This window comes from Streptomyces sp. BK340 (assembly GCF_007827595.1).
Lineage (GTDB): Bacteria > Actinomycetota > Actinomycetes > Streptomycetales > Streptomycetaceae > Streptomyces.
The window spans coordinates 186,799-208,391 of record NZ_VISR01000017.1; the positions used below are offsets into that span (position 1 = coordinate 186,799).

The window sequence follows — 21,593 nt, forward strand, 5'->3', positions numbered from 1 at the left end:
CCCTCATGTCTGCACGTCTCAACTCCGCTCAGCCGTACGTCATCGGCCTCTTCCGCATCGTCATCGGCCTGCTGTTCGCCGTGCACGGTGCCGCCTCGCTCTTCGGCGTCCTCGGCGGCGCCGTCGGCACCGACGGCGGCACGATCCCGTCCGGCACCTGGCCCGGCTGGTACGCGGCCGTGATCCAGCTGGTCGCCGGCGGCCTGGTCCTGCTCGGCCTCGGCACCCGCGGCGCAGCGCTGATCGCCTCCGGCTCGATGGCGTACGCGTACTTCGACGTCCACCAGCAGGCCGCCCTGTGGCCCATCCAGAACGGCGGCGAGCTGTCGGCCCTGTTCAGCTGGGCCTTCCTCCTGCTGGTCTTCACCGGCTCCGGCGCCTTCGGTCTGGACCGGCTGTTCGCACGGCGCGCGGACGAGACGCGGCAGTCGGCCACGGAACGGGCCCCGATGGCGGCCTGACCGCCCCGCCGGGCGACGGCGCCCTTCCCCTGTCGAGCGGGGAGGGGCGCCGTCGCTCATGTGCGGGGGTGCCGTCGCCGTCGAGCACGTGCGTGAACACGCTGTGTCGACACATGTGCCCCCCCGAACCCTCCTGTCACACCCCCGGCGTACGCTGTATGGCTGTCATGGGGGAGCAACGGGGGAGTTGTCGTGTGGGAGAGCGTGGGGGCACTGGCCGCCGGTCCATGGATCTACGCCATGGTGGCCCTGTCGGTACTGCTCGACGTCTTCGTGCCCGTGCTGCCGAGCGGAGTGCTCGTCATCACGGCGGCCACGGCAGCGGCGGCGGGTACGGGCGCGGCGACGGGTGACGTGCCGGACATCTTCGGCCTGATCCTCTCCGCCGCGACGGCCTCGGTCCTCGGTGATCTGGTGGCCTACCGGCTGGCCTGGCGGGGCGGTGAGCGCCTGGACCGCGCGATCGCCCGGTCCCGCCGCCTGACCGCCGCGCAGGAACGTCTCGGCGAGGCCCTGTCCCGGGGCGGTGGCGCCCTGGTCGTCCTGGCCCGCTTCGCGCCCGCCGGGCGCTCGGTCGTCTCGTTCTGCGCCGGTGCCGCCCACCGCCGCGCCCGCGACTTCGTCCCCTGGTCCGCCCTGGCGGGCCTGTCCTGGGCCGCCTACAGCGTCGCCCTCGGCTACTACGGTGCCCGCTGGCTGGGCGCCACCTGGCTGGCCACGGGTGTGTCGGTGGCGGCGCTCTTCGGTGCCGGTGCCGCGGCCGGGTTCCTGATGCGGCGGCGGCCGGCGTAGCCGTCCGGACACCCGGCCGCCCCCCCGCGACGGCCCGCCCGGGGGCGGGGCCGAGGAGGGCGGAGGAGCGGCAGCGGTCAGCAGCTCGCCAGGTCGTTCGTCAGCGCGGTCTTCTCCGCGGAGTCGACCGAGAGGTCGTAGTAGTACTTCACCTGCACCCAGGCGCGGACGTAGGTGCAGCGGTAGGACGTCAGCGAGGGCATCCAGGTGGCCGGGTCCTGGTCGCCCTTGGCCTGGTTCACGTTGTCGGTGACGGCGAGAAGCTGGGGACGGGTGACGTCGTTGGCGAAGGCCTGGCGCTGGGCGGTGGTCCACTTGCTCGCCCCGGAGTCCCAGGCCTCGGCGAGCGGCACGAGGTGGTCGATGTCGAGGTCGGAGGCGGCCGTCCAGGTGGCGCCGTCGTACGGGGAGTACCAGCTGCCGCTGGTGGCGGTGCAGGAGGAGTTGGTGACGACGTTCGAGCCGTCCCGCTTGAGGATCCACTCGCGGGTGTTGCAGGTGCCCGAGATGGTGATCCAGGTCGGGAAGAGGTCGCGGTTGTAGCCGGTGCGGTTCTCGGTGGCCACGGTCAGCTGGGAGAGGTAGCTGCGGGCGGTGGCGGCGCTGACCGGCGTGGGGAGCGCGGCGGAGGCGCTCGGGGAGTTGAGCAGGGCGACGGAAGCTATGAGTCCGGTAAGGGCGGAGAGTATGCTCAGACGTCGACGCGCGTAGAACTTCGGCATGCGAACTCCCTGGTGGGGTGGGGGTGTTGGAGCGCGAGCGAGGGAATGCTCGCGGTGCCGTGTTGCCAGAGGGTGAGCGCCCGGTAAGAACTTAGTGACGTGTCCATGACACGACAAGCTTTACGGCGGAACTTTCGCGTCGCGTACTATGGGACGCGCAGAAGGGGAGTAGCTCTTCGCCGGACCGTCGACATACTGCTCAGCCAGCCTGAGCCGGCGCCCGGAGGCGGATCCCTGCAGGACCGCCCAGCGAGACCTTCGGCAAGCAGTGCACGCCCATGCCCCACGGCATGGGCGCCGAGTGTGCTGCCATGCCGAGGTGTCTCATGTGAGGTTCAGCACTCTCGGCGGGGCAGCCCCCGACCGATTGAGGAATGTTGATCAGCATCACCGTGACGGCGCTCGTGTTCGGCGTCATCTTCCTTGCCGAACTGCCGGACAAGACCGCGCTCGCCGGCCTCGTCCTCGGCACCCGCTACCGCGCCTCGTACGTCTTCGCGGGTGTCGCCGCCGCCTTCCTGCTCCACGTCGTGCTCGCCGTCGCGGCCGGCAGTGTGCTGACCCTGCTGCCCCAGCAGATCGTGCACGCGATCACCGGTGTCCTCTTCCTCGGTGGGGCCGCGGTGCTGCTCATGAAGAAGGATGAGGACGAGGAGGAGATCCGCAAGCCGGCCGGCCAGTCCTTCTGGAAGGTCGCGGGCACGGGTTTCATGCTCATCCTCGTCGCCGAGTTCGGTGACCTCACCCAGATCATGACCGCCAACCTCGCCGCCCGTTACGACGACCCCGTCTCGGTCGGCCTCGGCGCGGTACTCGGTCTGTGGGCGGTTGCCGGGCTCGGCATCGTCGGCGGAAAGGCCCTGATGAAGCGGGTGCCGCTGCGGCTGATCACGCAGATCGCGGCCCTGCTGATGCTGGGGCTCGGCGTGTGGAGCCTGTACGAGGCCGTGGCGGGCTGAACTGAACGTTCGGTGAACCCTCACCGACGGTGGTGGCGGACCCGCGCCATGTTTTGTACCGTGGAGGAACAAAGTGGTTCCCGCCCGTTTTCCCTGACCGGCGGGCGGGGCCGCCTTGTCCCGTTCTCCCCTTTTGGAGCTGCCGATGCCGGCCACCGTCCCCACCGTGCTCACCGCCCGTGCCCTCCTGCTCGACATGGACGGCACCCTCGTCAACTCGGACGCCGTGGTCGAGCGCCTCTGGCGGCGCTGGGCCGAGCGGCACGGACTGGACGGCGACGAGGTGATGGAGGTCGTCCACGGGCGGCAGGGCCACGCCTCGATGGCGGTGCTGCTGCCCGGGCGGCCGGTGGAGCAGAACCTCGCCGACAACGCCCGCATGCTCGCGGAGGAGACCGCCGACGTGGAGGGCGTGGTCGAGGTCCCGGGTGCGGCCGCGTTCCTCGCCTCGCTGCGGGGTGTGCCGCACGCGCTGGTCACCTCCGCAGACGTCGCCCTGTCCACCGCGCGCATGGCCGCCGCCGGGCTGCCGCTGCCCGAGGTGCGGATCACGGCCGAGTCGGTCGGTGCGAGCAAGCCCGACCCCGAGGGCTTCCTGAAGGGGGCTGCCGAGCTGGGGATCGATCCGCGGGAGTGTGTGGTCCTCGAGGACTCCGGCGCCGGTATCGCGGCCGGCCTGGCCGCCGGGATGCAGGTCGTGGGCGTAGGGCCGCGGGCCGCCGCCCATGGGCCCGACGTGGTCGTGCGGGACCTCATTCAGGTGCGGGTGGAGGTCGTGGGGGATGGATCCATCCGTCTGCACGTGGGATAAGAGGGTTTCTCGCCCCCGCCGCCCCTACCCGTCCCATCCCCAGGGGCTCCGCCTCTTCGCCCCCGCCAGGGGGCTCCGCCCCCTGAACCCCCGATCGGCCTGAACGGCCTCGTCCTCGAACGCCGGACGGGCTGAGACGAGGCCGGCCTTTCGGCTTGCCGAGTCGGGTGGTGGGTGGGCAAAGGCCGGGGGTCCAGGGGGCGGTGGCTCACGGGGCCGTCGTCTCCGACTCCAGGCTCTCCCGGGTGGTCGGCCCGTACACGCCGAGGGGGTCGTCCGTGAGACCCCGGGCCCACTGGTACGTGCGTACCGCGTCCTCCACGGGGCGTGCGAAGACGCCGTTCACCGCGTCGTCGTAGAGGTTCAACTGCTTCAGGCGAAGCTGGAGTTCCGTGACCTCCGGCCCCTTGTCGCCGCGCTGCAGCACCGGCGCGGAGGCGGTGGGCGCCGCGTTCGGGGTGCCCTTGGCCGTCGCCGAGGGTGTTGCGGAGGAGGAGGGGGACGCGCTCTGGGAGCTGGTCGGGGTCGGGGTCGGAGAAGCCGACGTGGCCGTGGCCGTGGCGCTCGGGGTCGGGTCCGGCGACGGGGACACGGGCGGTGAGGAGGGGTGGGGCGAGGCAGGCGCCGCCGCGGCCGACGAGGTGCCCGGTGCCGTCGTCGCGGGGACGCTCGGGCGTACCTCCTGAGCCGCCCGGTCCCGGGCCGGCGGGTGGTACGAGAACAGCCCGCTCGCCATGCCTGCCGCCGCCACGACCGCGATCGCCGCACCGGCGACGGACAACAGGACCGTACGGCGGGAACGACGCGGTGGCTCCTCGTCCGCCGGGCTCGCGCCGGGCCCGTGCGGTGGCTCCTGCTCGAAGAGGCTCAGGTCGGCGGTGCTCGCGCCGGGCATCGGTCGCAGGGGAAGAGTGGCCTCGACGGCCGGCACCGGGCGTGTCTCGGCCGCCGCACCCTCGTCCGAGGCACCCGCGACCTCCACATACGGGCGGATGCGCAGCGGGTCGAAGTCCTCCGCCGCTGCCGCCTGCGCCGTACGCGCCTCGCGCAGGGCGTCCGACGCCCGCTGGGTGCAGTCGCAGGACGGGGTGTTGTCCGCCCCCCTCGGCGCCCCGCATTCCGGGCAGGTGTGGCCCGTCGGTTTCGTCACGCGTAAGTCCCCTCCCCTCGGGAACTCCCGAGTTTATGCAGACGTCCTCCACAACCACCGAACCGGGACACGCCGCAAACCGGACACAGAGGGACCTCAACAGGCCATAAACGGCAACACCGCCGAGGATGGTAGGAGTCCCAGAGCCCCGGGAGGTCCCCATGCCCCTGGAAACGCACGCCACGGCGAAGGAGATGAAGGCCGCCGAGCAGGTCCCCGGCAACGTCTTCGTCTCGATCGGTGCCCTCCTGCTCGGGCTGCTGCTCGCCGCGCTCGACCAGACCATCGTGTCGACCGCGCTGCCCACCATCGTCAGCGACCTCGGCGGGCTGGAACATCTGTCGTGGGTCGTCACCGCCTATCTGCTCGCCTCGACCGCCGCCACCCCGCTGTGGGGCAAGCTCGGTGACCAGTACGGGCGCAAGAGGCTGTTCCAGACCGCGATCGTGATCTTCCTCATCGGGTCCGCGCTCTGCGGCATGGCGCAGAACATGCCGCAGCTGATCGGCTTCCGGGCGCTGCAGGGGCTGGGCGGCGGCGGGCTGATCGTGCTGTCCATGGCGATCGTGGGCGACATCGTGCCGCCCCGTGAACGCGGGCGCTACCAGGGGCTGTTCGGTGCCGTGTTCGGCGCGACCAGCGTGCTCGGGCCGCTGCTCGGCGGGCTGTTGACCGAGCACCTGAGCTGGCGCTGGGTGTTCTACGTCAACCTGCCCGTCGGTGTCGTCGCCCTCGCCGTGATCGCCACGGCCCTGCACATCCCGCGCCGGGGCGCGCACCACGTCATCGACTACCTCGGCACCTTCCTGATCGCCGCGGTCGCCACCTGTCTGGTGCTGGTCGCCTCCCTCGGCGGTACGACGTGGGCCTGGGGCTCCCCGCAGATCGTCGGGCTCGCCGTGCTGGGCGTCGTCCTCGCCGTCGCGTTCGTCGCCGTCGAGCGGCGGGCCGCCGAACCGGTCCTGCCGCTAGGACTGTTCCGCATCCGCACCTTCACCCTCGCCGCCGTCATCAGCTTCATCGTCGGCTTCGCCATGTTCGGCGCGATGACCTATCTGCCGACCTTCCTCCAGGTCGTGCACGGCATCTCGCCGACCATGTCCGGTGTGCACATGCTGCCGATGGTGATCGGCCTGCTGCTGTCCTCGACCGCCTCCGGGCAGATCGTCAGCCGCACCGGCCGCTGGAAGGTCTTCCCGGTCACGGGCACCGCCGTCACCGCCATCGGCCTGCTCCTGCTGCACCGGCTGGACGCCCACAGCTCGACCGCCCTGATGAGCGTCTACTTCCTCGTGTTCGGCCTGGGCCTCGGCCTGGTCATGCAGGTCCTCATCCTCATCGTGCAGAACGCGGTCTCGTACGAGGACCTGGGCGTCGCCACCTCCGGCGCCACGTTCTTCCGTTCCATCGGGGCCTCGTTCGGCGTCGCCATCTTCGGCACCGTCTTCGCGAGCCGCCTCGGCGACCAGCTCACCGAGGCCTTCCGGGGCGTGCGTCTGCCGCCCGGTGTCTCGGCCGACGCGCTCCAGTCCGACCCGCGCAGCATCGCCGCCCTGCCGGCCTCGCTGCGCCCGGCGGCCCTGGACGCCTTCGCGACCTCCATCACCGACGTCTTCCTGTACGCCGCCCCGGTCGCCTTCCTCGGCTTCGTGCTGGCGTGGTTCCTGAAGGAGGACCCGCTGCGCGGCTCGGTCACCGCACCGGACGTCTCCCAGACCATCGCGCCCAACCCGGTCGAGCGCTCCTCCTACGACGAGGTGTGCCGCGCGCTGTCCGTGCTCGGCACCCGCGAGGGGCGCCACGAGATCTACCGGCAGATCACCGACCGGGCGGGGTACGACCTGCTGCCGGCCGCCAGCTGGATGCTGCTGCGCATCCGCAGGTACGGCTCGGTGGAGCCGGGGCAGCTCGCCGAGCGCACCGACGTCCCGATGGGGGCCGTCCTCGCCGCCGAACGCCAGATGGAGGAGCGGCACCTGGTCGACCGCGAAGGCCTGGACCTGACCCTCACCGAGTCCGGCCGCGAGGCCGCCGAACGCCTCGCCAGGGCCCGCGAGGAGTCCCTGGCCGAGCTGCTCGGCGACTGGTGGCAGCCGGGCCGCTCCACCGACCTGGCCCAGCTGGTGAAGGAACTCACCGGCGAACTGTGCGGCTCGGAGCGCGAGCGCCCCCACGACGGGGCGCCGACCAGGCTCAGTTGACGGTCCCGGGGTCCGACAGGTCCTTGCGGAACCAGTGTTCGGCGTACCGGTCGTCGTTGTGGGGCCCGGTCTCCGCGTAGCCGAGCCGGGCGTACAGGGCGCGGGCCTCCACCAGGTCGCTGCGGGTGTCGAGAATCAACTGCCGGGCCCCCAGGGCGCGGGCGGCCTCCTCGGCGGCGGCGACCAGGAGCGCGGCCCCGCCCCGGCCGCGCATCCCCTCGTACACGAACACCCGGGTGAGTTCGGCCGTGTCCGCGTCCAGCAGCCGTACGCCCGCCGAGCCGGCCGGCTCACCGTCGTACCGGGCGATCAGCAACTGTCCGGCGGGCGGGGCGAGTTCGGCGCCCGTCCCGGCCGCGACCTCGCGCTCCAGCTCGTCCGGGTCGGTGCGGCGCCCCTCGTGCAGGAGGTACCAGCGGTCGCTGACCTCCGTGTAGTACGCCCGCCACAGTGCGGCGGCGGCCGGGCAGTCGTACGGTTCCGGGGCGATCTTCCAGGTCATGCGGGCCATTCTCGGGCGCCGTCACGGACCCTCCGCAAGCGAATATGAGAGACCTCCGACGGGTCCCGGACGGCTGCTGCCCAGGTGTGCGCACCGGAGACTGTCCGTTGTGAACCGAACCGATCGTCTCTACGCCCTGGTCGAGGAGTTGCGCGCCGCCGCACCCCGTCCGCGCAGCGCCCGCGCGCTGGCCCGGCGCTTCGAGGTCAGCGTGCGCACCATCGAGCGCGACCTGCTGGCGCTGCAGCAGTCCGGCGTGCCGATCCACGCGGAGCCGGGCCGCACCGGCGGGTACGTGCTCGACCGGGAGCGCACCCTGCCCCCGCTGACCATCACCCCGGCCGAGGCGACCGCCCTGGCCGTCGGGCTGCACGCCCTCGCCGGGACGCCGTTCGCGGCGGACGCGCGCAGCGCGCTGCACAAGGTGCTGGCCGTGATGCCCGGCCGGGAGCGGCGGGCGGCGGCGCAGCTGGCCGGCCGGGTGCGGCTGCTCGTGCCGGCCGCGCGCCCGGCCCGGAGCGCCGAGCCGGTGGTGCCCGCCGCGCTGCGGGAGGCGCTGTCGGCGGGGAAGGTGCTGCGCCTCGCGTACGCCGACGCGACGGGCGCGGCCACCGCCCGCGACGTCGAACCGCTCGCCTTCCTCGGCGGCGAGGAGCACTGGTACCTGGCCGCCTGGTGCCGGCTGCGGGACGCCCCGCGCGGCTTCCGCCTGGACCGCATCCGTACGGTCACGGCGCTGGACGAGCGGGCACCCGAGCGCGCCGTCGACCTGGCCGCGCTCGACACCCTCGGCTCCGACCTCGTCCCCCTCGGCGAGCTGGGAATGTGACGGCAATCACCGACAGGGGGGTGTCGCGGGCGAGGCGGAGGCTGGTGCCCGTTCAGATCAGCGACGGCTCGCACCGGAGGCACCAGAAATGACGACCACGGCATCCCCGAACCCGACGGCCGGCGACACCCTCACGCCCGCCACCGGCAGCGCCCTCTTCGACCGCTGGACCGCCCTGTGGAACGGCGACTTCGACGACCCGGAGGCCTTCCTCGCGCCCGGCTTCCGCATCCGCTTCGGCAACGACCCCGACGACGCGGCCACCGACGAGATCCACGGCCCGGCCGGCATCGTCTCCTTCATCTCCGCCTTCCGCACGCAGAGGCCGGGGCTGACGTACGCCGTCGAGGGGACCCCGCTGGTGGACGGTGCTCTGGGGCAGGTCGCCTCCCGCTGGTACGTGACCGGGCCGGGCGGGCTGCACAAGAGCGGGATCGACCTGTTCGAGGTGACGGACGGGCGCATCGCGACCGTGTGGTCGGTCACCGGGCTGCGCCGCTTCGCGCCCTGACGGCCGTTTGTGGTCCGCCCGCCGGGGTCACCCGGGGGGAGAACCGGCCGAAGGAGAGGTGGGCCATGGTCAAGCACCGGGAGACCGGACCCGTGCGGCCCGCACCCGCCGTGGCGGGCCTGGCGGCGGATGCCCGTGGGGAGCAGGTCCTGCGTGGCGTCGCGCCGCACCGGCGGGGCGGCGCGACGGACGACGAGATGCCCGAGGACGGCCTCGGCGTGCCCTCCCCGGGTGAGATCACCGCACGCGAGGCGGCGACGACGGAGGGCCGGGCGCCGGACGCCTGGCCGGCGCCGCCCGGCCCGGCGGGAATCGGGCTGCGCGTCCCGCTGCTGCCGCACGACGAGCGGGAGCAGTGGGAGACACGGCTGCTGCAGACGGCGGCCGGGTTCGTGGACGCGCCGCGTGCCGCGGTCGAGGAGGCCGACCGGGAGCTGGAGGAGATCGCCACACGGTTCACCGAGGCCGTGACACGGCGCCGCCGGACCCTGCGCATGTCCTGGCAGGAGGGAGTGGAGAGCGACACGGAGCAGCTGCGCCTGGCCCTGCGGGACTACGAGGAGCTGGCCGGGCGCCTGCTGCACTTCTGACCGGCTACCCCTTCGGCGCCGGCACGTCTCCCGTGGCGGCAGCCCTCCGCTGCCGCCACTCCCGTACGACCTCCTCGACGTCGTACGGCTTCTTGCCCAGCGGCGGGCCGGGCGGCGGCTTGAACATCATGTCGCGGATCTTCACGTTGACGTCGGTGATGATCTTCCGGACGATCCGCTCCGAGGGCGCCGCCCAGGCAGCCTCGAGCGCGTCCTCGGCCTCCTTGCGCAGCGCCAGCGCCGGCGGCAGCACCGCCAGCCCCTCGCGGGCCATCTTCCGCTTGACCCACCACAGTTCGTCGTACCCGGAGTCGACGTCGGCGGGCAGCGGCTCGCCCGCGCCCGGCAGATGGTCGAACTCGCCCCGCTGCTGGGCGACGCGGATCTGGTGATCGACCCAGGACTCGAACGGGACACCCGGTGGCTTTCGCTCGGTCATGAACCCATTGTGCCGGACGCGGCCCGGCCGGGCGTTTTATCATGCGGCGGCGGTGCACACAGGCACCGCACAAGGACGTTTCCGACGTCTCGGCTTATTCGGGTTCTCCAGGGGGAACGCACGTGCTCGAACTGACCATGGCCACCGTCTCCGGGGCCGACGCGGGCGCCACGGCCGGCATGACGATGGCCGACGCGCCCAGCGAGCCGGGTGCCGTGCTCCGGGTGGGCCGGGACGCGTCCGTGTGCCGGCTGGTCACGCCCGAGGACTGGCTGTTCGTCTCCCGGGTCCACCTGGAGTTCCTGTGCGGCCCCGACGGCGGCTGGCAGTTGTCCTGGCTGCGCGGCTCGCAGGCCGAGCCGTCCGCCGAAGTCCGGCTGATCGTCGGCGAGTACGCGCAGACCGTCGCCTACGGCGGGGTCGTGGCGCTGCCGCGCGGCGGCGCCGGCGAGGTCATCGTGCAGGACCGCACCGAGCCGCGCAGCATCAACGTGGGCTTCTACCACGAGGCGTGAGCCCCGGCCCGCAGGGGCCTGCTTGTCAGCCCAGCACCCGGGCCAGCGCGAAGCCGTCGTACCCCTTGCTGCCCACCGTCTGGACCGCGGTGCCGGTCAGCCTGGGGTGGGCGGCGATCAGTTCGACGGCGGCCCGGGTGCCGACGATGTCCGGTTCGGTGCTGTCGGCGTCGGCGATCCGGCCGCCGCGCACCACGTTGTCCACGATGATGAGGCTGCCCGCGCGGGAGAGCCGCAGCGCCCACTCCACGTAGTGCCGGTTGTTGGCCTTGTCGGCGTCGATGAAGACCAGGTCGAAGGGGGCCGGGTTCTCGTCGGCGAGCTTGGGCAGCGACTCGAGGGCCGGGCCCACCCGCACCTCCACGATCCGCTCCAGGCCCGCCCGGGCGATGTTGCGGGTCGCCACCTCGGCGTGCTTCGCGCTGTACTCCAGCGAGATCAGTCTGCCGTCCTCCGGCAGGGCGCGGGCCAGCCAGATCGTGCTGTAACCGGCGAGCGTCCCGATCTCCAGGATGTTCCGGGCACCCTGGATCTCGGCGAGCAGCTGGAGGAACTTGCCCTGCGGGGCCGTGACACTGATGTGCGGCAACCCCGCGGCCTCGCTGTCGCGCAGGGCAGCCTGGAGCACATCGTCCTCCGGTGAGAGATGGCTGCTGAAGTAGAAGTCGACGTCGTCCCAGAGCTGCGACCCGCTCATGGCCTGCTGCCTTTCCCGAGTGTCCCCTCGAGTCTCTTCCCGAGGCTTCCTGGCTTCACCTCGAATGATCTCAGCCGATCGGCGCGGACGGGGGGAAGGACGGCGGGGAGTGCACGGGCGGCGGGGGAGTCACCGGCCGCCGCGAGCGTCGTACGACGACCAGCGTGACGGCTGTGAGCGCCGCCGCCAGACCGCCACCGACGGTGATCAGCCACGCCGGGATCCCGGCCACCTCGCGCAGCCGGTCCTCGTAGATCACTTTCTGGACCCGGGTGTCGACGCCCGCGCGGCGCAGCTCGTGGTCGCCGGAGATCCGGGCCGGGTCCGGGAACTGCTGGGTCAGGGCCGTCAGGTACGGCGTCCCCGAGGCGAGCCTGCCCAGCGCGCCGCCGGGCTTGCCGATCCGGCCCGCGAACACGACCTCGGGCTGCGCCCCGCCGATCGTCGTGCGCGTCGCCATACGGTGGGCGGCGAGCACGTACAGGCCGAGGGACTGCGGGGTGCGGGCCAGGCGGGACAGGCGCATCGGGTAGACCGCGCGGTCGCTGGCGAACGTGAGGTGGAGCGGGTCGAGGGCGCCGTTGAGCGGGGTGCGCGAGGCCTTCGGTGCGAGCCGAACGGCCACGTACTCCCAGTGCCGGTCGACGTACGGCTGCAGTGCGGTCCTCAGCCTCGCCGGGAAGGTGAAGCCGTGCTCGTGCAGCCAGGTGTCCAGCGCGGCCGGGTCGGTCGCGGTCAGCCGGGCCACGTCGAAGGGGCCCAGCCGCTGTCGGCCGACCACGCCGACGCCGCCCGCCGCGGGGGGCGCGGCGGGGCCGACCCCGTCGTGGCGGCTGTCGAAGGGCCAGTCGCCGTTCTGCGGCCAGAAGTGGTGGCGCGTGCGGTGCACGGGGGCCATGGCGGCGGCCAGCTGGTCGAAGAGGGCCGGATCGCCGAGGCGGACTGTCGCCCGGTGCGGGACGGGCATGATCCAGGCGGCGCGGTCGGCGTCGCCGGCGACCGTCAGCCGCATGACGATCTGCTCCTGCCGGCCGTCCCAGCGCAGTACGGACTGCTCGCTGGAGACGGCGATCCGCTGCGAGGGGTAGGGGACCATCGCACCGCACCCGCAGGCGTAGGCGGGGGCGATCAGCCAGCTCAGCTGGACGCCGAGGAGGGCGAGGACAACTGCGAGTATGCGGCCGCGTTTCACGGGGCTACAGACGGTGCCGGTGCGTGATCGGTTCCGGCGCCGGAGCGGGCTGGTGGCGGGGTCGGCGGACGGGACGTGTACCGGGAAGCGGCTCGGGACGCGGGTCGGGACGCAGGTCGGGACGTCCGTGGGACGCGCATGGGACACCGCGGGACGGACCGGGCGCGAGGTGGTCCGCAGGACGGGCGGAGCCCCTCGGACCTGCGCACGGCCTTCGACCGAGGTCGTCCCGGCGTCCCTTCCCGGGACGCCGGCCGGGCCCGGGACGCCCCGTGGCAGGCGGAATCGGGGGTGCCGGTTCGCGGCTAGGTTTCTCGGCGTCGGACGGCAACTCGTCGACCGCTCATATCCGTTCGCATCCGATCGCTTCGGCTCGCATCGGACCGCACCGCATCCAGGGGGACGACCCACCATGAAGCTCAAGCGCATGCTCGCCACGCTCGGCTCCGCCGCAGCGCTGACCGTCGGCCTCGTCGGCCTCAGCCCGGCCGCACACGCAGCCACCCCCGGCTGCACCGACTACACGACCTACTTCAGCGGCTCCAGCAACGCCTGGTACACGAAGGTCCCCACCATCGGCACCGGCGGCACCAACTTCTGCACCCTGCGCTCCGGCGCCAGCGGTATGCAGGTGTACTACCTCCAGGACACCCTGAACTACTGCTACGGCCAGGACCTCGGAACGCTCGACGGCAAGTTCGGCCCGAAGACGGCGGCCGCCCTCGCCCGCGTCCAGAAGAGCCTCGGCCTCGACCCCGACGGCGTCTACGGCCCGCAGACCCGCGACAAGCTCAAGTGGCACTGGATGACGCTGCAGGCCGACAACCACTGCACCACCCTGTACGACGCCCACGCGCACTGATGATCTCCCCCGCCCGGGGAAACGCCGACCTCCCCGGGCGAGGACGGGGCCCGCAGCCCGGAGGCGCTTACCCCGCCGCTTCCACGGACGGCGCCGAACCGGGCAGCGGCCGCCCGGCCGACTCCGCCATCCGCCACACCGCGAACCCGCCCACGACAGCCGCGGCCATCATGTAATAGGCGGGCATCATCATGTTCCCGGTGGCGCCGATGAGCGCCGTGACGACCAGCGGGGTCGTCCCGCCGAACAGCGACACCGAGACGTTGAAGCCGATGGACAGGGAGCCGTAGCGCACCCGGGTCGGGAAGAGGGCGGGCAGCGCGGCCGGCATGGCCGCCGTGAAGCAGACCAGCAGCAGACCCAGCGCCCCCATGCCGAGGGCCACGGCGAGCAGGCTGCCCTCGCGGATCAGGAGCAGCGCCGGGACGGACAGCAGCAGGAAGCCCGCGCAGCCCGCCGCGATCACCGGGCGGCGGCCGATCCGGTCGGTCAGCGCGCCGGCGAACGGCTGCACGATCATCATCAGCGCCATCACACCGAGCACCACCAGCAGGCCGTGCGTCTCGTCGTACTTCAGCTCACTGGTCAGATAGCTCGGCATGTACGACAGCAGCATGTAGTCGGTGACGTTGAAGACCAGGACCAGGCCCATGCAGATCAGCAGTGCCTTCCACTGGCCGGCGACCATCTCGCGCAGCGGCACCTTCGGCCGGGCGGCCTCCGCCTTCTCGACCTCGGCGGCGAACGCCGGGGTCTCCTCCAGGCGCATCCGCAGGTACAGGCCGATGATGCCCATCGGGCCCGCGATCAGGAACGGGACGCGCCAGCCCCAGGAGAGCAGGTCGTCGGAGGACAGCAGAGCGGTCATGAGGGTGACCAGACCCGCGCCGCCGATGTAGCCGGCCAGCGTGCCGAACTCCAGCCAGCTGCCGAAGAAGCCGCGCTTCCTGTCCGGCGCGTACTCGGCGATGAAGGTCGACGCGCCCGCGTACTCGCCGCCGGTGGAGAAGCCCTGCACCAGGCGGGCGGCGAGCAGCAGCAGCGGCGCTCCGACGCCGATCGTCGCGTACGACGGGATCAGACCGATCGCGAAGGTGCCCGCCGCCATCATGATCATGGTGAGGGCGAGGACCTTCTGGCGGCCCACGCGGTCGCCCAGCGGACCGAAGACCATGCCGCCGAGCGGGCGGACCAGGAAGGCCGCGGCGAAGGCGCCGAACGTCGAGAGCAGCTGCGCGGTCGGGTTGCCGGAGGGGAAGAAGACCTTGCCCAGGGTGACCGCGATGTAGCTGTAGACACCGAAGTCGAACCACTCCATCGCGTTGCCGAGCGCGGCCGCCTTCACGGCGCGCCGGACGAGGGCGGGGTCGGTGACGGTGACCTCGGCGTGGGCCTGTGCGGCCCGCGGGGTCTTCGGATGCGGGGTGACGGCTGTGGCGGTCGCCAAAACGGGGCTCGCCTACCTTTCGACGGGGACGGGACGGAAAAAGACCTTAGGTGCACTTCACCCCGTTACGCGTCGTACGCGAATCGATGCAGAGTGCAGCTAAATGTGCCGTACGCAGCTACGTGTGCCCGCTCCCACGGCCGTGACCGGGCCTTGCACTGTGATCCTTGTCGCGCCCGACCCGGGCGATACGGCCGCTGCGGCACCGCACTCGAACCAGATCGTCTTCCCGCCGCCGGGGCTCGGTGCCACGCCCCACTTGTCGACCACGGCATCGAGCAGGCTCAGGCCCCGCCCGCCTTCCGACTCACGGTCCGCGTCGGCTGCCAGGCGGGGGAGCCGAGCGGAACCGTCGGCCACTTCGACCCGCACTCCCGCGGTCCGCCGTGCCATGACGAGCGTGCAGCGGCGGTCGGGCACATGCCGTACGACATTGGTGACCAGTTCGCTCGCGCCCAGTTCGACGGCGAACGTCAGCTCCGTCAGCTCCCACTCGTGCAGCAGTGAGCGGACGATGCGACGGATGTGCCGCACCGAGTGCTCGCCGACGGTGAGGCTCATGCGGTAGTGGGGGATGTGGTTGTTCACGGTACGAGACTGACCTCGCGCAACTACTCTCGGCTACGGATCGGATACAACAGGTCCCGCCGTGGACCGAGTTGCGCGAGAGGGGACCGCCGTGGCCCACATCAACGCCCTCGATCCGGGGGCCTCTCCGCTCGATTACTACGGCTATGAGCTGCGCCGCTGCAGAGAGGCGGCCGGCCTGACGCAGCGGCAGCTCGGGGACATCGTCAATTACACGGGGTCCTTGGTGGGACAGGTGGAGACGGCGAGGAAGCTGCCGACGCAGGAGTTCAGCGAGCGGGTGGACGCGGCGTTGGGGACGGGCGGGTTACTGTCCCGGCTCGTCACGCTGGTGATGAGGAGCCAACTTCCGGCGTGGTTTCAGCAGGTGGCGGAGCTGGAGGTGCGGGCGGTTGAAATCTGCTCCTTCCAGACACACATGATCCTCGGTCTGCTCCAGACTCCGGCATACGCACGTGCCGTGCTCGGAGCGGTGGACCGAAGCGACCTCGATGACCGCACCGCCGTCCGTCTGGCGCGTCAGCGCATCTTTGACAAGGAGGAGCCGCCGGTTTTCTGGGCCGTCCTCAGCGAGGCAGCACTGCACCTGGAGATTGGCGGTCCGGAGACCATGCGAGGTCAACTGGCCCGCCTGTTGGCCTTCGAGGACAATCCTCGGATCAACATCCAGGTGTTGCCGTTCTCCGCCGGATCGCACGCGGGCCTCACCGGCTCGTTCGACCTCTACCGCTTCGTTGGCGACCCGACCATCCTCTATACCGAGAGCTACGGGAGCGGGTGTCCGACGGCTCATCCGGACACGGTCAGAGACTGCTCGCTCCGTTACGATCATCTTCGGGCCGCCGCACTCTCCCTCAAGGACTCGGCGGATTTGATCCGGCGCGCGATGGAGGACCGCTATGGAGAGCAACTGGCATAAGTCCAGCTACAGCAGCGACCAGGGTGGCCAGTGCGTCGAGATCGCCGAATTCCCCGGCGCCACCGTAGCCGTGCGCGACTCCAAGAACCCCACCGGCCCGCGGCTCGACTTCCAGTCCCAGGCCTTCAACGCGTTCCTCGGTTGGACCACCGAGGTCGGCTGATCACTTCGCCGGCCGGGCCAGCCGTTCCTGCAGGCGGGCGTGGCGGAACTGGTACACCGGTCCCGTCGCGCGCAGCAGGTTGCGTTCGTGGGCGTCCTTCAGGAAGGACATCAGGCGTACGGGGGTGCCTTCGCTCCGGGACAGCTGTACGGCGGTGAGGGTGGTGGCGACGGCGAGGTTGGGAACCAAGCCGCATCTGAGAGCGGGCCCGACAGCGGTGAACACTCCGACGATGATGCCGGACACGAGCCCGCCCGCGTCCCCGGTCACGCAGCCCCAGAACGAGCCGATGGTCACGCCGACCATCAGGCCGAGGGGCAGCCGCAGCCGGACGTGGTGCCGCCACACGTCGGTCGGGTCGATCACCCGGCTCTCGGCCGTCGGGCTCGGCAGGAACTCCTCATCTCGGAGCTCGTACGGAGAAGGCGCCCAGGGCGCGAGCATGGTCCGGCCCATCAGCGTGTCACCGCGGCCCCTGAACATGGCCGTCCCCAGTCCGAAGGGAGCGGTGATCAGGAACCACATCCACACCGGGGCGGGGCTGCTCCAGAACCACCGTGTGGCCCCGTACCAGGCGGCCATCGTGAGCCAGGCGAGGATGCCCGTGGTGATCGCTCTGCCGGGGAACACGTCCCGCCAGCCCGCGCTCTCCAGCGGCTGCGGGTAATTGAGCCGCCGCAGCCGCAGGGCCAGATCGACGCCGGCTGCGACCGGCACTCCCAGAGCCACGGCGACGGTCAGGAAATTCGTCGCGGACGTCAGCATGTACGCCATGAGCACCAGATAGAAGCAGATGGAGAGCGACCAGGTGACGGCCGCCCTGGCCCGCGGGCGGCCCCAGCAGGGGATCTGCCACCACCGCAGGTCGAACGTCTCCTCCGCGGTGAGCCGCTCGGCGATGTACCTGAGCGTGCGCTCCGCCTGCTCGGGGGAGTAGCGGGGACGCTTGCAGCCGGGTCTCGGGGTGTAGGCGGCCCGGACCGCGTGGTCGAGCAGGCGGTCCTCGATGGCGAGGGGGTCGCCCAGGCCGAGGATCTCCTTCACCGTCCCGCTGTCGGGCCCCAACTCCCACACCAGGCTGATGCCCAGGGGTTTGGTCAGCGCCTCGGCCACGGCGCTTTCCGGCTCCTCCACCAGGCGGCGAGTGAGTTCCTGCCAGGCATCGGGTACGGGATCGGGCAGTGGCAGGCTGAGCAGATGGTCGGCCGCGTCGGCGGGACGGACCGGCTGGAGTTCCAGGGCCACCGCGTCGCTCAGTGGCGCCTTCGCGGTGCGGGAGACCAGCAGCACACGGTACGGGGCTGCCGCCAGCGCGGCGACCGCGTCGCTCTGCACTTCCTCGGCGACTTCGTCGAAGCCGTCCAGCAGGAGAGCGATCCGGCCGGTCTTCAGTAACTCACGGACGTTGTGCCCGTGCCGTCGGGACAGTTTCTTGATCGCCCAGTCGATCGGCCGCTCCTCCAGCGGCTCCCACCCGTTCAGTGACATCGGCACGGGCACCGGGATGCGCGCGCGGCGCTGCGGGTCCGACTCGTTCCGCCGGTGTCGCAGAGCCTCCAGAAGCAGCAGGTGGACAGCTGCCGACTTGCCCGATCCCTCGGGCCCGACCAGCAGGATCCGGCCGGAGGCCAGGCCCGCGTAGATCTCGAACAGCTCGGTGAGGCTCCCGCCCGCACGAAGCTGCTTTCTGGTGACCGTCGTGGCGCCGGGCAGCGGAGCGAAGCGGCTCCGGGTGCCCTTGGCGGTGGCCGCGGCGACCTTTGCCGTGCTGCCCGCTGTGCTCAACTGCCAGCGGACGGGCAGCGGAGGCGGGCTCAGCAGGCCCCGGTTGCCCGCTTCCTCGTCCCACCAGGCGTACACCTTGTCCATCAGGTCGTCGGCCGCCCGGTCGAGCGGAGAGGCGGCGAGCGTGTAGCTCGTGCTGATCTCCTGGACGCTGCCGTGGCCGTACTGGACGAAGGCCGGACCGTGGAACTCGTGGTTCGAGCCGGTCATTCGGCGGCTCCGAAGCGGATGTTCTGACGGCTGTGGTGGCCGTACTGGACGTTGGCCGGGCCGTTGAAGGTCGTGTTGACGATGGACTGCCCCGCCGAGCTCGGCTGGGAGCCGAACTCCTCGGCGAGGGTGCGGAGTTCGGTCATCACCTGGTCGATGTCCGCGGACCCGGGCGCGGTGAGCAGGCCGGCGAACTCGTCCCGCCACAGGCGCGCGTGCTCCGCCCCCACCCGCTCCCGCTCGTCCTCGTCCGAGGCGGCCCGCAGGGCGGCGGCCGTGCGGGCCAGGCGCTCGGCGGCCGCGCCCTCCAGAGCGGGATCGCCCCGCCCGAGGAGGCGCGCGGCCCGGTCGCTGAACCGGTGCCACCCGTCGGTGGCCGCGGCCGCCAGGACCGCCGCTCCTCCGGCCTGTGCCAGAGCCGTCATCTCGTCGAGCAGCGCCATGCGCACTCCCCCCAAGTCGGATCACCCGCTACGCGCACCACGCGGTCGTCGCGTCTTCACCCCCCGGTGAAACGCCCCCCGCCGACCGCGATGCCGAGCACAGTAATCCCTCGGGTACTCTCCGTCCCCGGAATGGGGGAATGCGCGACAGTCGTCCGTTACAGGCGCTGGATGATGGTCCCGGTCGCCAGTCCGCCACCCGCGCACATCGTGATCAGTGCGAACTCCTTGTCGGCGCGCTCCAGTTCGTGCAGCGCGGTGGTGATCAGCCGTGCCCCGGTCGCCCCGACCGGGTGCCCGAGGGCGATCGCACCGCCGTTCACGTTCACCTTCTCCAGGTCCTGCTCGAACACCTGGGCCCAGCTCAGCACCACGGACGCGAAGGCCTCGTTGATCTCGACCAGGTCGATGTCCTTCAGGGACATCCCGGCCTTGCCCAGCACCGCCTTGGTCGCGTCGATCGGACCGTCCAGATGGAAGTGCGGGTCGGCGCCCACCAGCGCCTGCGCCACGATCCGTGCCCTCGGCTTCAGCTTCAGTGCGCGCGCCATCCGCTTGGAGGCCCACATGATCGCGGCCGCGCCGTCCGAGATCTGTGAGGAGTTGCCGGCCGTGTGGACGGCCGTGGGCATCACCGGCTTCAGGCCGCCGAGCGCCTCCATCGACGTGTCCCGCAGCCCCTCGTCCTTGTCGACGAGCCGCCACATGCCCTGCCCGGCGTGCTGCTCCTCCTCGGTGGTGGGCACCTGCACGGCGAAGGTCTCCCGCTTGAAACGTTCCTCCGCCCACGCGTGCGCCGCCCGCTCCTGCGAGAGCAGGCCCAGCGCGTCCACGTTCTCGCGGGTCAGGCCGCGGTGCCGGGCGATCCGCTCGGCCGCCTCGAACTGGTTGGGCAGGTCGACGTTCCACTCGTCGGGGAAGGGCTTGCCCGGGCCGTGCTTGGAGCCCGAACCCAGCGGTACGCGGGACATGGCCTCGACCCCGCAGCTGATGCCCACGTCGATCACGCCCGCCGCGACCATGTTGGCCACCATGTGCGAGGCCTGCTGCGAGGAGCCGCACTGGCAGTCGACGGTCGTCGCCGCGGTCTCGTAGGGCAGCCCCATGGTCAGCCAGGCGGTGCGCGCGGGGTTCATGGACTGCTCGCCGGCGTGGGTGACCGTGCCGCCGACGATCTGCTCGACCGCGTCGGCGGGGATGCCGGTGCGGCCGAGGAGTTCACGGTAGGTCTCGCCCAGGAGATAGGCGGGGTGCAGATTGGCGAGCGCGCCGCCGCGCTTGCCGATGGGGGTGCGTACGGCTTCGACGATCACGGGTTCGGCGGCCATGGGTGCGGGTCCTCTCCGAGAGGGCTCTCCTCCAGAACTAGTACGCGTTCTAGTTCTCTGTGCAGTCTGCTGACGTGACGTCCATCACCGCAAGGGTCTTGCAGGTGCCGAAGTCACGATCTGCACGAACTCCGCACGGATTGGGGGTGCCGCACCTCTTGCCAGTTCTAGAACCCGTTACTACGTTCACGACACTTGCTGATGGACCGTCAGATGGCTGGGAGTCGCCGATGCACTGCCCCGCGCTGCCCGACGGGTTCGACTTCACCGACCCCGACCTGCTGCACCACCGGGTGCCCCTCCCGGAGTTCGCCGAGCTGCGCCGCACCGAACCGGTCCGCTGGATCCCGCAGCCGCACGGCCTGGCGGGCTTCGCCGACGACGGCTACTGGGCCGTGACCCGGCACGCGGACGTCAAGTACGTCTCCACGCACCCCGAGATCTTCTCCTCGACCCTCAACACCGCGATCATCCGCTTCAACGAGCACATCGAACGCGACGCGATCGACGCGCAGCGGCTGATCCTGCTGAACATGGACCCGCCCGAGCACACCCGGGTGCGCCAGATAGTGCAGCGCGGGTTCACGCCCCGCTCGATCCGCGCCCTGGAGGAGCGCCTGCGGGCCCGCGCCGGGGCGATCGTCGAGGCGGCCCGCGCCCGCTCAGGGCCCTTCGACTTCGTCACCGAGGTCGCCTGCGAACTGCCCCTGCAGGCCATCGCCGAGCTGATCGGCGTACCGCAGGAGGACCGGTCCAAGATCTTCGACTGGTCCAACAAGATGATCGCCTACGACGACCCCGAGTACGCCATCACCGAGGAGGTCGGCGCGCAGTCGGCCACCGAGATACTCGCCTACGCGATGAACATGGCCGCCGAGCGCAAGCAGTGCCCGGCCCACGACATCGTGACGACACTGGTGGCCGCGGAGAACGAAGGCAACCTGAACTCCGACGAGTTCGGCTTCTTCGTGCTGATGCTGGCGGTGGCGGGCAACGAGACGACCCGCAACGCCATCACCCACGGCATGCACGCCTTCCTCACCCACCCCGACCAGTGGGACCTCTTCAAGCGCGAGCGTCCGGCCACGACGGCCGAGGAGATCGTCCGCTGGGCGACCCCGGTCAACGCGTTCCAGCGCACGGCCACCCAGGACACGGAACTCGGCGGAGTGCACATCGGGAAGGGCGACCGGGTCGGCCTCTTCTACGCCTCCGCCAACCACGACCCGGAGGTCTTCGCCTCACCCGACGACTTCGACATCACCCGTGACCCCAACCCGCACCTCGGCTTCGGCGGTGGCGGCCCCCACTTCTGCCTCGGCAAGTCCCTGGCGGTCCTGGAGATCGACCTCATCTTCACCGCGATCGCCGACGCCATGCCGGACCTGCGCCTGGTCGGCGACCCCCGCCGGCTGCGGTCGGCCTGGATCAACGGCGTCAAGGAGCTCCAGGTCACCACGGCCTGACCCACCGATCG

At 71.4% G+C, this 21,593-nt stretch carries 24 protein-coding genes; 13 read left to right on the forward strand and 11 right to left on the reverse strand.

Annotated features, from left to right (window positions below; all coding sequences use genetic code 11):
* Positions 1–5: 5 nt before the first annotated feature.
* Together FB157_RS27605 and FB157_RS27610 are read left to right on the forward strand one after the other, a co-directional pair.
* On the forward strand, positions 6–461 hold the full coding sequence (locus tag FB157_RS27605) for a DoxX family protein (RefSeq protein ID WP_145883360.1): 456 nt from the start codon (positions 6–8) through the stop codon (positions 459–461).
* A gap of 192 nt (positions 462–653) precedes the next feature.
* Positions 654–1,253: a DedA family protein gene (locus FB157_RS27610; RefSeq protein ID WP_261386568.1), complete on the forward strand. Its 600-nt coding sequence runs from the start codon at positions 654–656 to the stop codon at positions 1,251–1,253.
* A gap of 77 nt (positions 1,254–1,330) precedes the next feature.
* Here FB157_RS27610 and FB157_RS27615 read toward each other — a convergent pair whose 3' ends face one another.
* Positions 1,331–1,975, reverse strand: coding sequence for an HNH endonuclease family protein (locus tag FB157_RS27615; RefSeq protein ID WP_145883361.1), 645 nt, complete (start codon positions 1,973–1,975; stop codon positions 1,331–1,333).
* A 377-nt stretch (positions 1,976–2,352) separates the two neighbouring features.
* Between FB157_RS27615 and FB157_RS27620 the strand changes: the two genes are divergently transcribed.
* Positions 2,353–2,934 carry a TMEM165/GDT1 family protein gene (locus tag FB157_RS27620; protein WP_145883402.1) on the forward strand — a complete coding sequence of 194 codons (582 nt, stop codon included), beginning with the start codon at positions 2,353–2,355 and terminating at the stop codon, positions 2,932–2,934.
* Between the two features lie 145 nt (positions 2,935–3,079).
* Positions 3,080–3,745, forward strand: a complete 666-nt coding sequence (locus FB157_RS27625) for an HAD-IA family hydrolase (protein ID WP_145883362.1) — start codon at positions 3,080–3,082, stop codon at positions 3,743–3,745.
* Positions 3,746–3,953: 208 nt separating this feature from the next.
* Here the strand turns inward: FB157_RS27625 and FB157_RS27630 are convergent, their stop codons facing one another.
* Positions 3,954–4,895, reverse strand: a complete 942-nt coding sequence (locus tag FB157_RS27630; RefSeq protein WP_145883363.1) for a peptidoglycan-binding protein — start codon at positions 4,893–4,895, stop codon at positions 3,954–3,956.
* A gap of 161 nt (positions 4,896–5,056) precedes the next feature.
* On the opposite strand from FB157_RS27630, the gene FB157_RS27635 reads away from it, so the two are divergent.
* Positions 5,057–7,096, forward strand: a complete 2,040-nt coding sequence (locus FB157_RS27635; RefSeq protein ID WP_145883364.1) for an MDR family MFS transporter — start codon at positions 5,057–5,059, stop codon at positions 7,094–7,096.
* On the opposite strand, the gene FB157_RS27640 is transcribed toward FB157_RS27635, so the two are convergent.
* The gene (locus FB157_RS27640; protein ID WP_145883365.1) at positions 7,089–7,607 is read right to left on the reverse strand and encodes a GNAT family N-acetyltransferase; all 519 of its coding nucleotides are present in this window, start codon (positions 7,605–7,607) and stop codon (positions 7,089–7,091) included. The two genes, FB157_RS27635 and FB157_RS27640, sit on opposite strands and share 8 nt — an antisense overlap.
* Positions 7,608–7,707: 100 nt before the next feature.
* Here FB157_RS27640 and FB157_RS27645 point away from each other — a divergent pair, with 100 nt between their 5' ends.
* From FB157_RS27645 to FB157_RS27655, 3 genes are all read left to right on the forward strand, one after another.
* Positions 7,708–8,427 (forward strand): YafY family protein, encoded by a 720-nt coding sequence (locus FB157_RS27645; protein WP_145883366.1) that lies wholly within the window; start codon positions 7,708–7,710, stop codon positions 8,425–8,427.
* Positions 8,428–8,515: 88 nt separating this feature from the next.
* Complete coding sequence (locus FB157_RS27650) at positions 8,516–8,938, forward strand: nuclear transport factor 2 family protein (protein WP_145883367.1); 423 nt, start codon at positions 8,516–8,518, stop codon at positions 8,936–8,938.
* A gap of 65 nt (positions 8,939–9,003) precedes the next feature.
* Entirely contained in the window at positions 9,004–9,528 is a 525-nt protein-coding gene (locus tag FB157_RS27655; RefSeq protein WP_261386570.1) for a hypothetical protein, read from the forward strand.
* Positions 9,529–9,532: 4 nt separating this feature from the next.
* Here FB157_RS27655 and FB157_RS27660 read toward each other — a convergent pair whose 3' ends face one another.
* A complete protein-coding gene (locus tag FB157_RS27660) occupies positions 9,533–9,967 on the reverse strand; it encodes a DUF1992 domain-containing protein (protein WP_145883368.1) in 435 nt (144 codons plus the stop codon).
* 122 nt (positions 9,968–10,089) lie between these two features.
* On the opposite strand from FB157_RS27660, the gene FB157_RS27665 reads away from it, so the two are divergent.
* Positions 10,090–10,482, forward strand: coding sequence for an FHA domain-containing protein (locus FB157_RS27665; protein WP_145883369.1), 393 nt, complete (start codon positions 10,090–10,092; stop codon positions 10,480–10,482).
* A 25-nt stretch (positions 10,483–10,507) separates the two neighbouring features.
* On the opposite strand, the gene FB157_RS27670 is transcribed toward FB157_RS27665, so the two are convergent.
* A complete protein-coding gene (locus FB157_RS27670; protein ID WP_145883370.1) occupies positions 10,508–11,179 on the reverse strand; it encodes an O-methyltransferase in 672 nt (223 codons plus the stop codon).
* Positions 11,180–11,249: 70 nt separating this feature from the next.
* Positions 11,250–12,371, reverse strand: coding sequence for a DUF2330 domain-containing protein (locus FB157_RS27675; protein ID WP_261386571.1), 1,122 nt, complete (start codon positions 12,369–12,371; stop codon positions 11,250–11,252).
* Positions 12,372–12,783: 412 nt separating this feature from the next.
* Here FB157_RS27675 and FB157_RS27680 point away from each other — a divergent pair, with 412 nt between their 5' ends.
* Positions 12,784–13,233, forward strand: coding sequence for a peptidoglycan-binding protein (locus FB157_RS27680; protein ID WP_145883371.1), 450 nt, complete (start codon positions 12,784–12,786; stop codon positions 13,231–13,233).
* Positions 13,234–13,300: 67 nt separating this feature from the next.
* Here FB157_RS27680 and proP read toward each other — a convergent pair whose 3' ends face one another.
* Positions 13,301–14,680 (reverse strand): glycine betaine/L-proline transporter ProP, encoded by a 1,380-nt coding sequence (gene proP, locus FB157_RS27685; RefSeq protein WP_145883372.1) that lies wholly within the window; start codon positions 14,678–14,680, stop codon positions 13,301–13,303.
* Positions 14,681–14,779: 99 nt separating this feature from the next.
* The gene (locus FB157_RS27690) at positions 14,780–15,268 is read right to left on the reverse strand and encodes an ATP-binding protein (RefSeq protein ID WP_315903844.1); all 489 of its coding nucleotides are present in this window, start codon (positions 15,266–15,268) and stop codon (positions 14,780–14,782) included.
* Between the two features lie 91 nt (positions 15,269–15,359).
* Between FB157_RS27690 and FB157_RS27695 the strand changes: the two genes are divergently transcribed.
* Positions 15,360–16,187, forward strand: a complete 828-nt coding sequence (locus FB157_RS27695) for a helix-turn-helix transcriptional regulator (protein ID WP_145883373.1) — start codon at positions 15,360–15,362, stop codon at positions 16,185–16,187.
* Positions 16,168–16,350: a DUF397 domain-containing protein gene (locus tag FB157_RS27700; protein ID WP_145883374.1), complete on the forward strand. Its 183-nt coding sequence runs from the start codon at positions 16,168–16,170 to the stop codon at positions 16,348–16,350. The genes FB157_RS27695 and FB157_RS27700 overlap by 20 nt, the downstream gene beginning before the upstream one ends.
* On the opposite strand, the gene FB157_RS27705 is transcribed toward FB157_RS27700, so the two are convergent.
* From FB157_RS27705 to FB157_RS27715, 3 genes are all read right to left on the reverse strand, one after another.
* Positions 16,351–18,345: a hypothetical protein gene (locus tag FB157_RS27705; RefSeq protein WP_145883375.1), complete on the reverse strand. Its 1,995-nt coding sequence runs from the start codon at positions 18,343–18,345 to the stop codon at positions 16,351–16,353.
* Positions 18,342–18,788, reverse strand: a complete 447-nt coding sequence (locus FB157_RS27710; RefSeq protein WP_145883376.1) for a hypothetical protein — start codon at positions 18,786–18,788, stop codon at positions 18,342–18,344. Before FB157_RS27710 ends, FB157_RS27705 begins: the two co-directional genes overlap by 4 nt.
* 158 nt (positions 18,789–18,946) lie before the next feature.
* Complete coding sequence (locus tag FB157_RS27715) at positions 18,947–20,116, reverse strand: steroid 3-ketoacyl-CoA thiolase (RefSeq protein ID WP_145883377.1); 1,170 nt, start codon at positions 20,114–20,116, stop codon at positions 18,947–18,949.
* 230 nt (positions 20,117–20,346) lie between these two features.
* Here FB157_RS27715 and FB157_RS27720 point away from each other — a divergent pair, with 230 nt between their 5' ends.
* Complete coding sequence (locus FB157_RS27720; protein ID WP_145883378.1) at positions 20,347–21,582, forward strand: cytochrome P450; 1,236 nt, start codon at positions 20,347–20,349, stop codon at positions 21,580–21,582.
* The last annotated feature ends 11 nt before the right edge of the window (positions 21,583–21,593 follow it).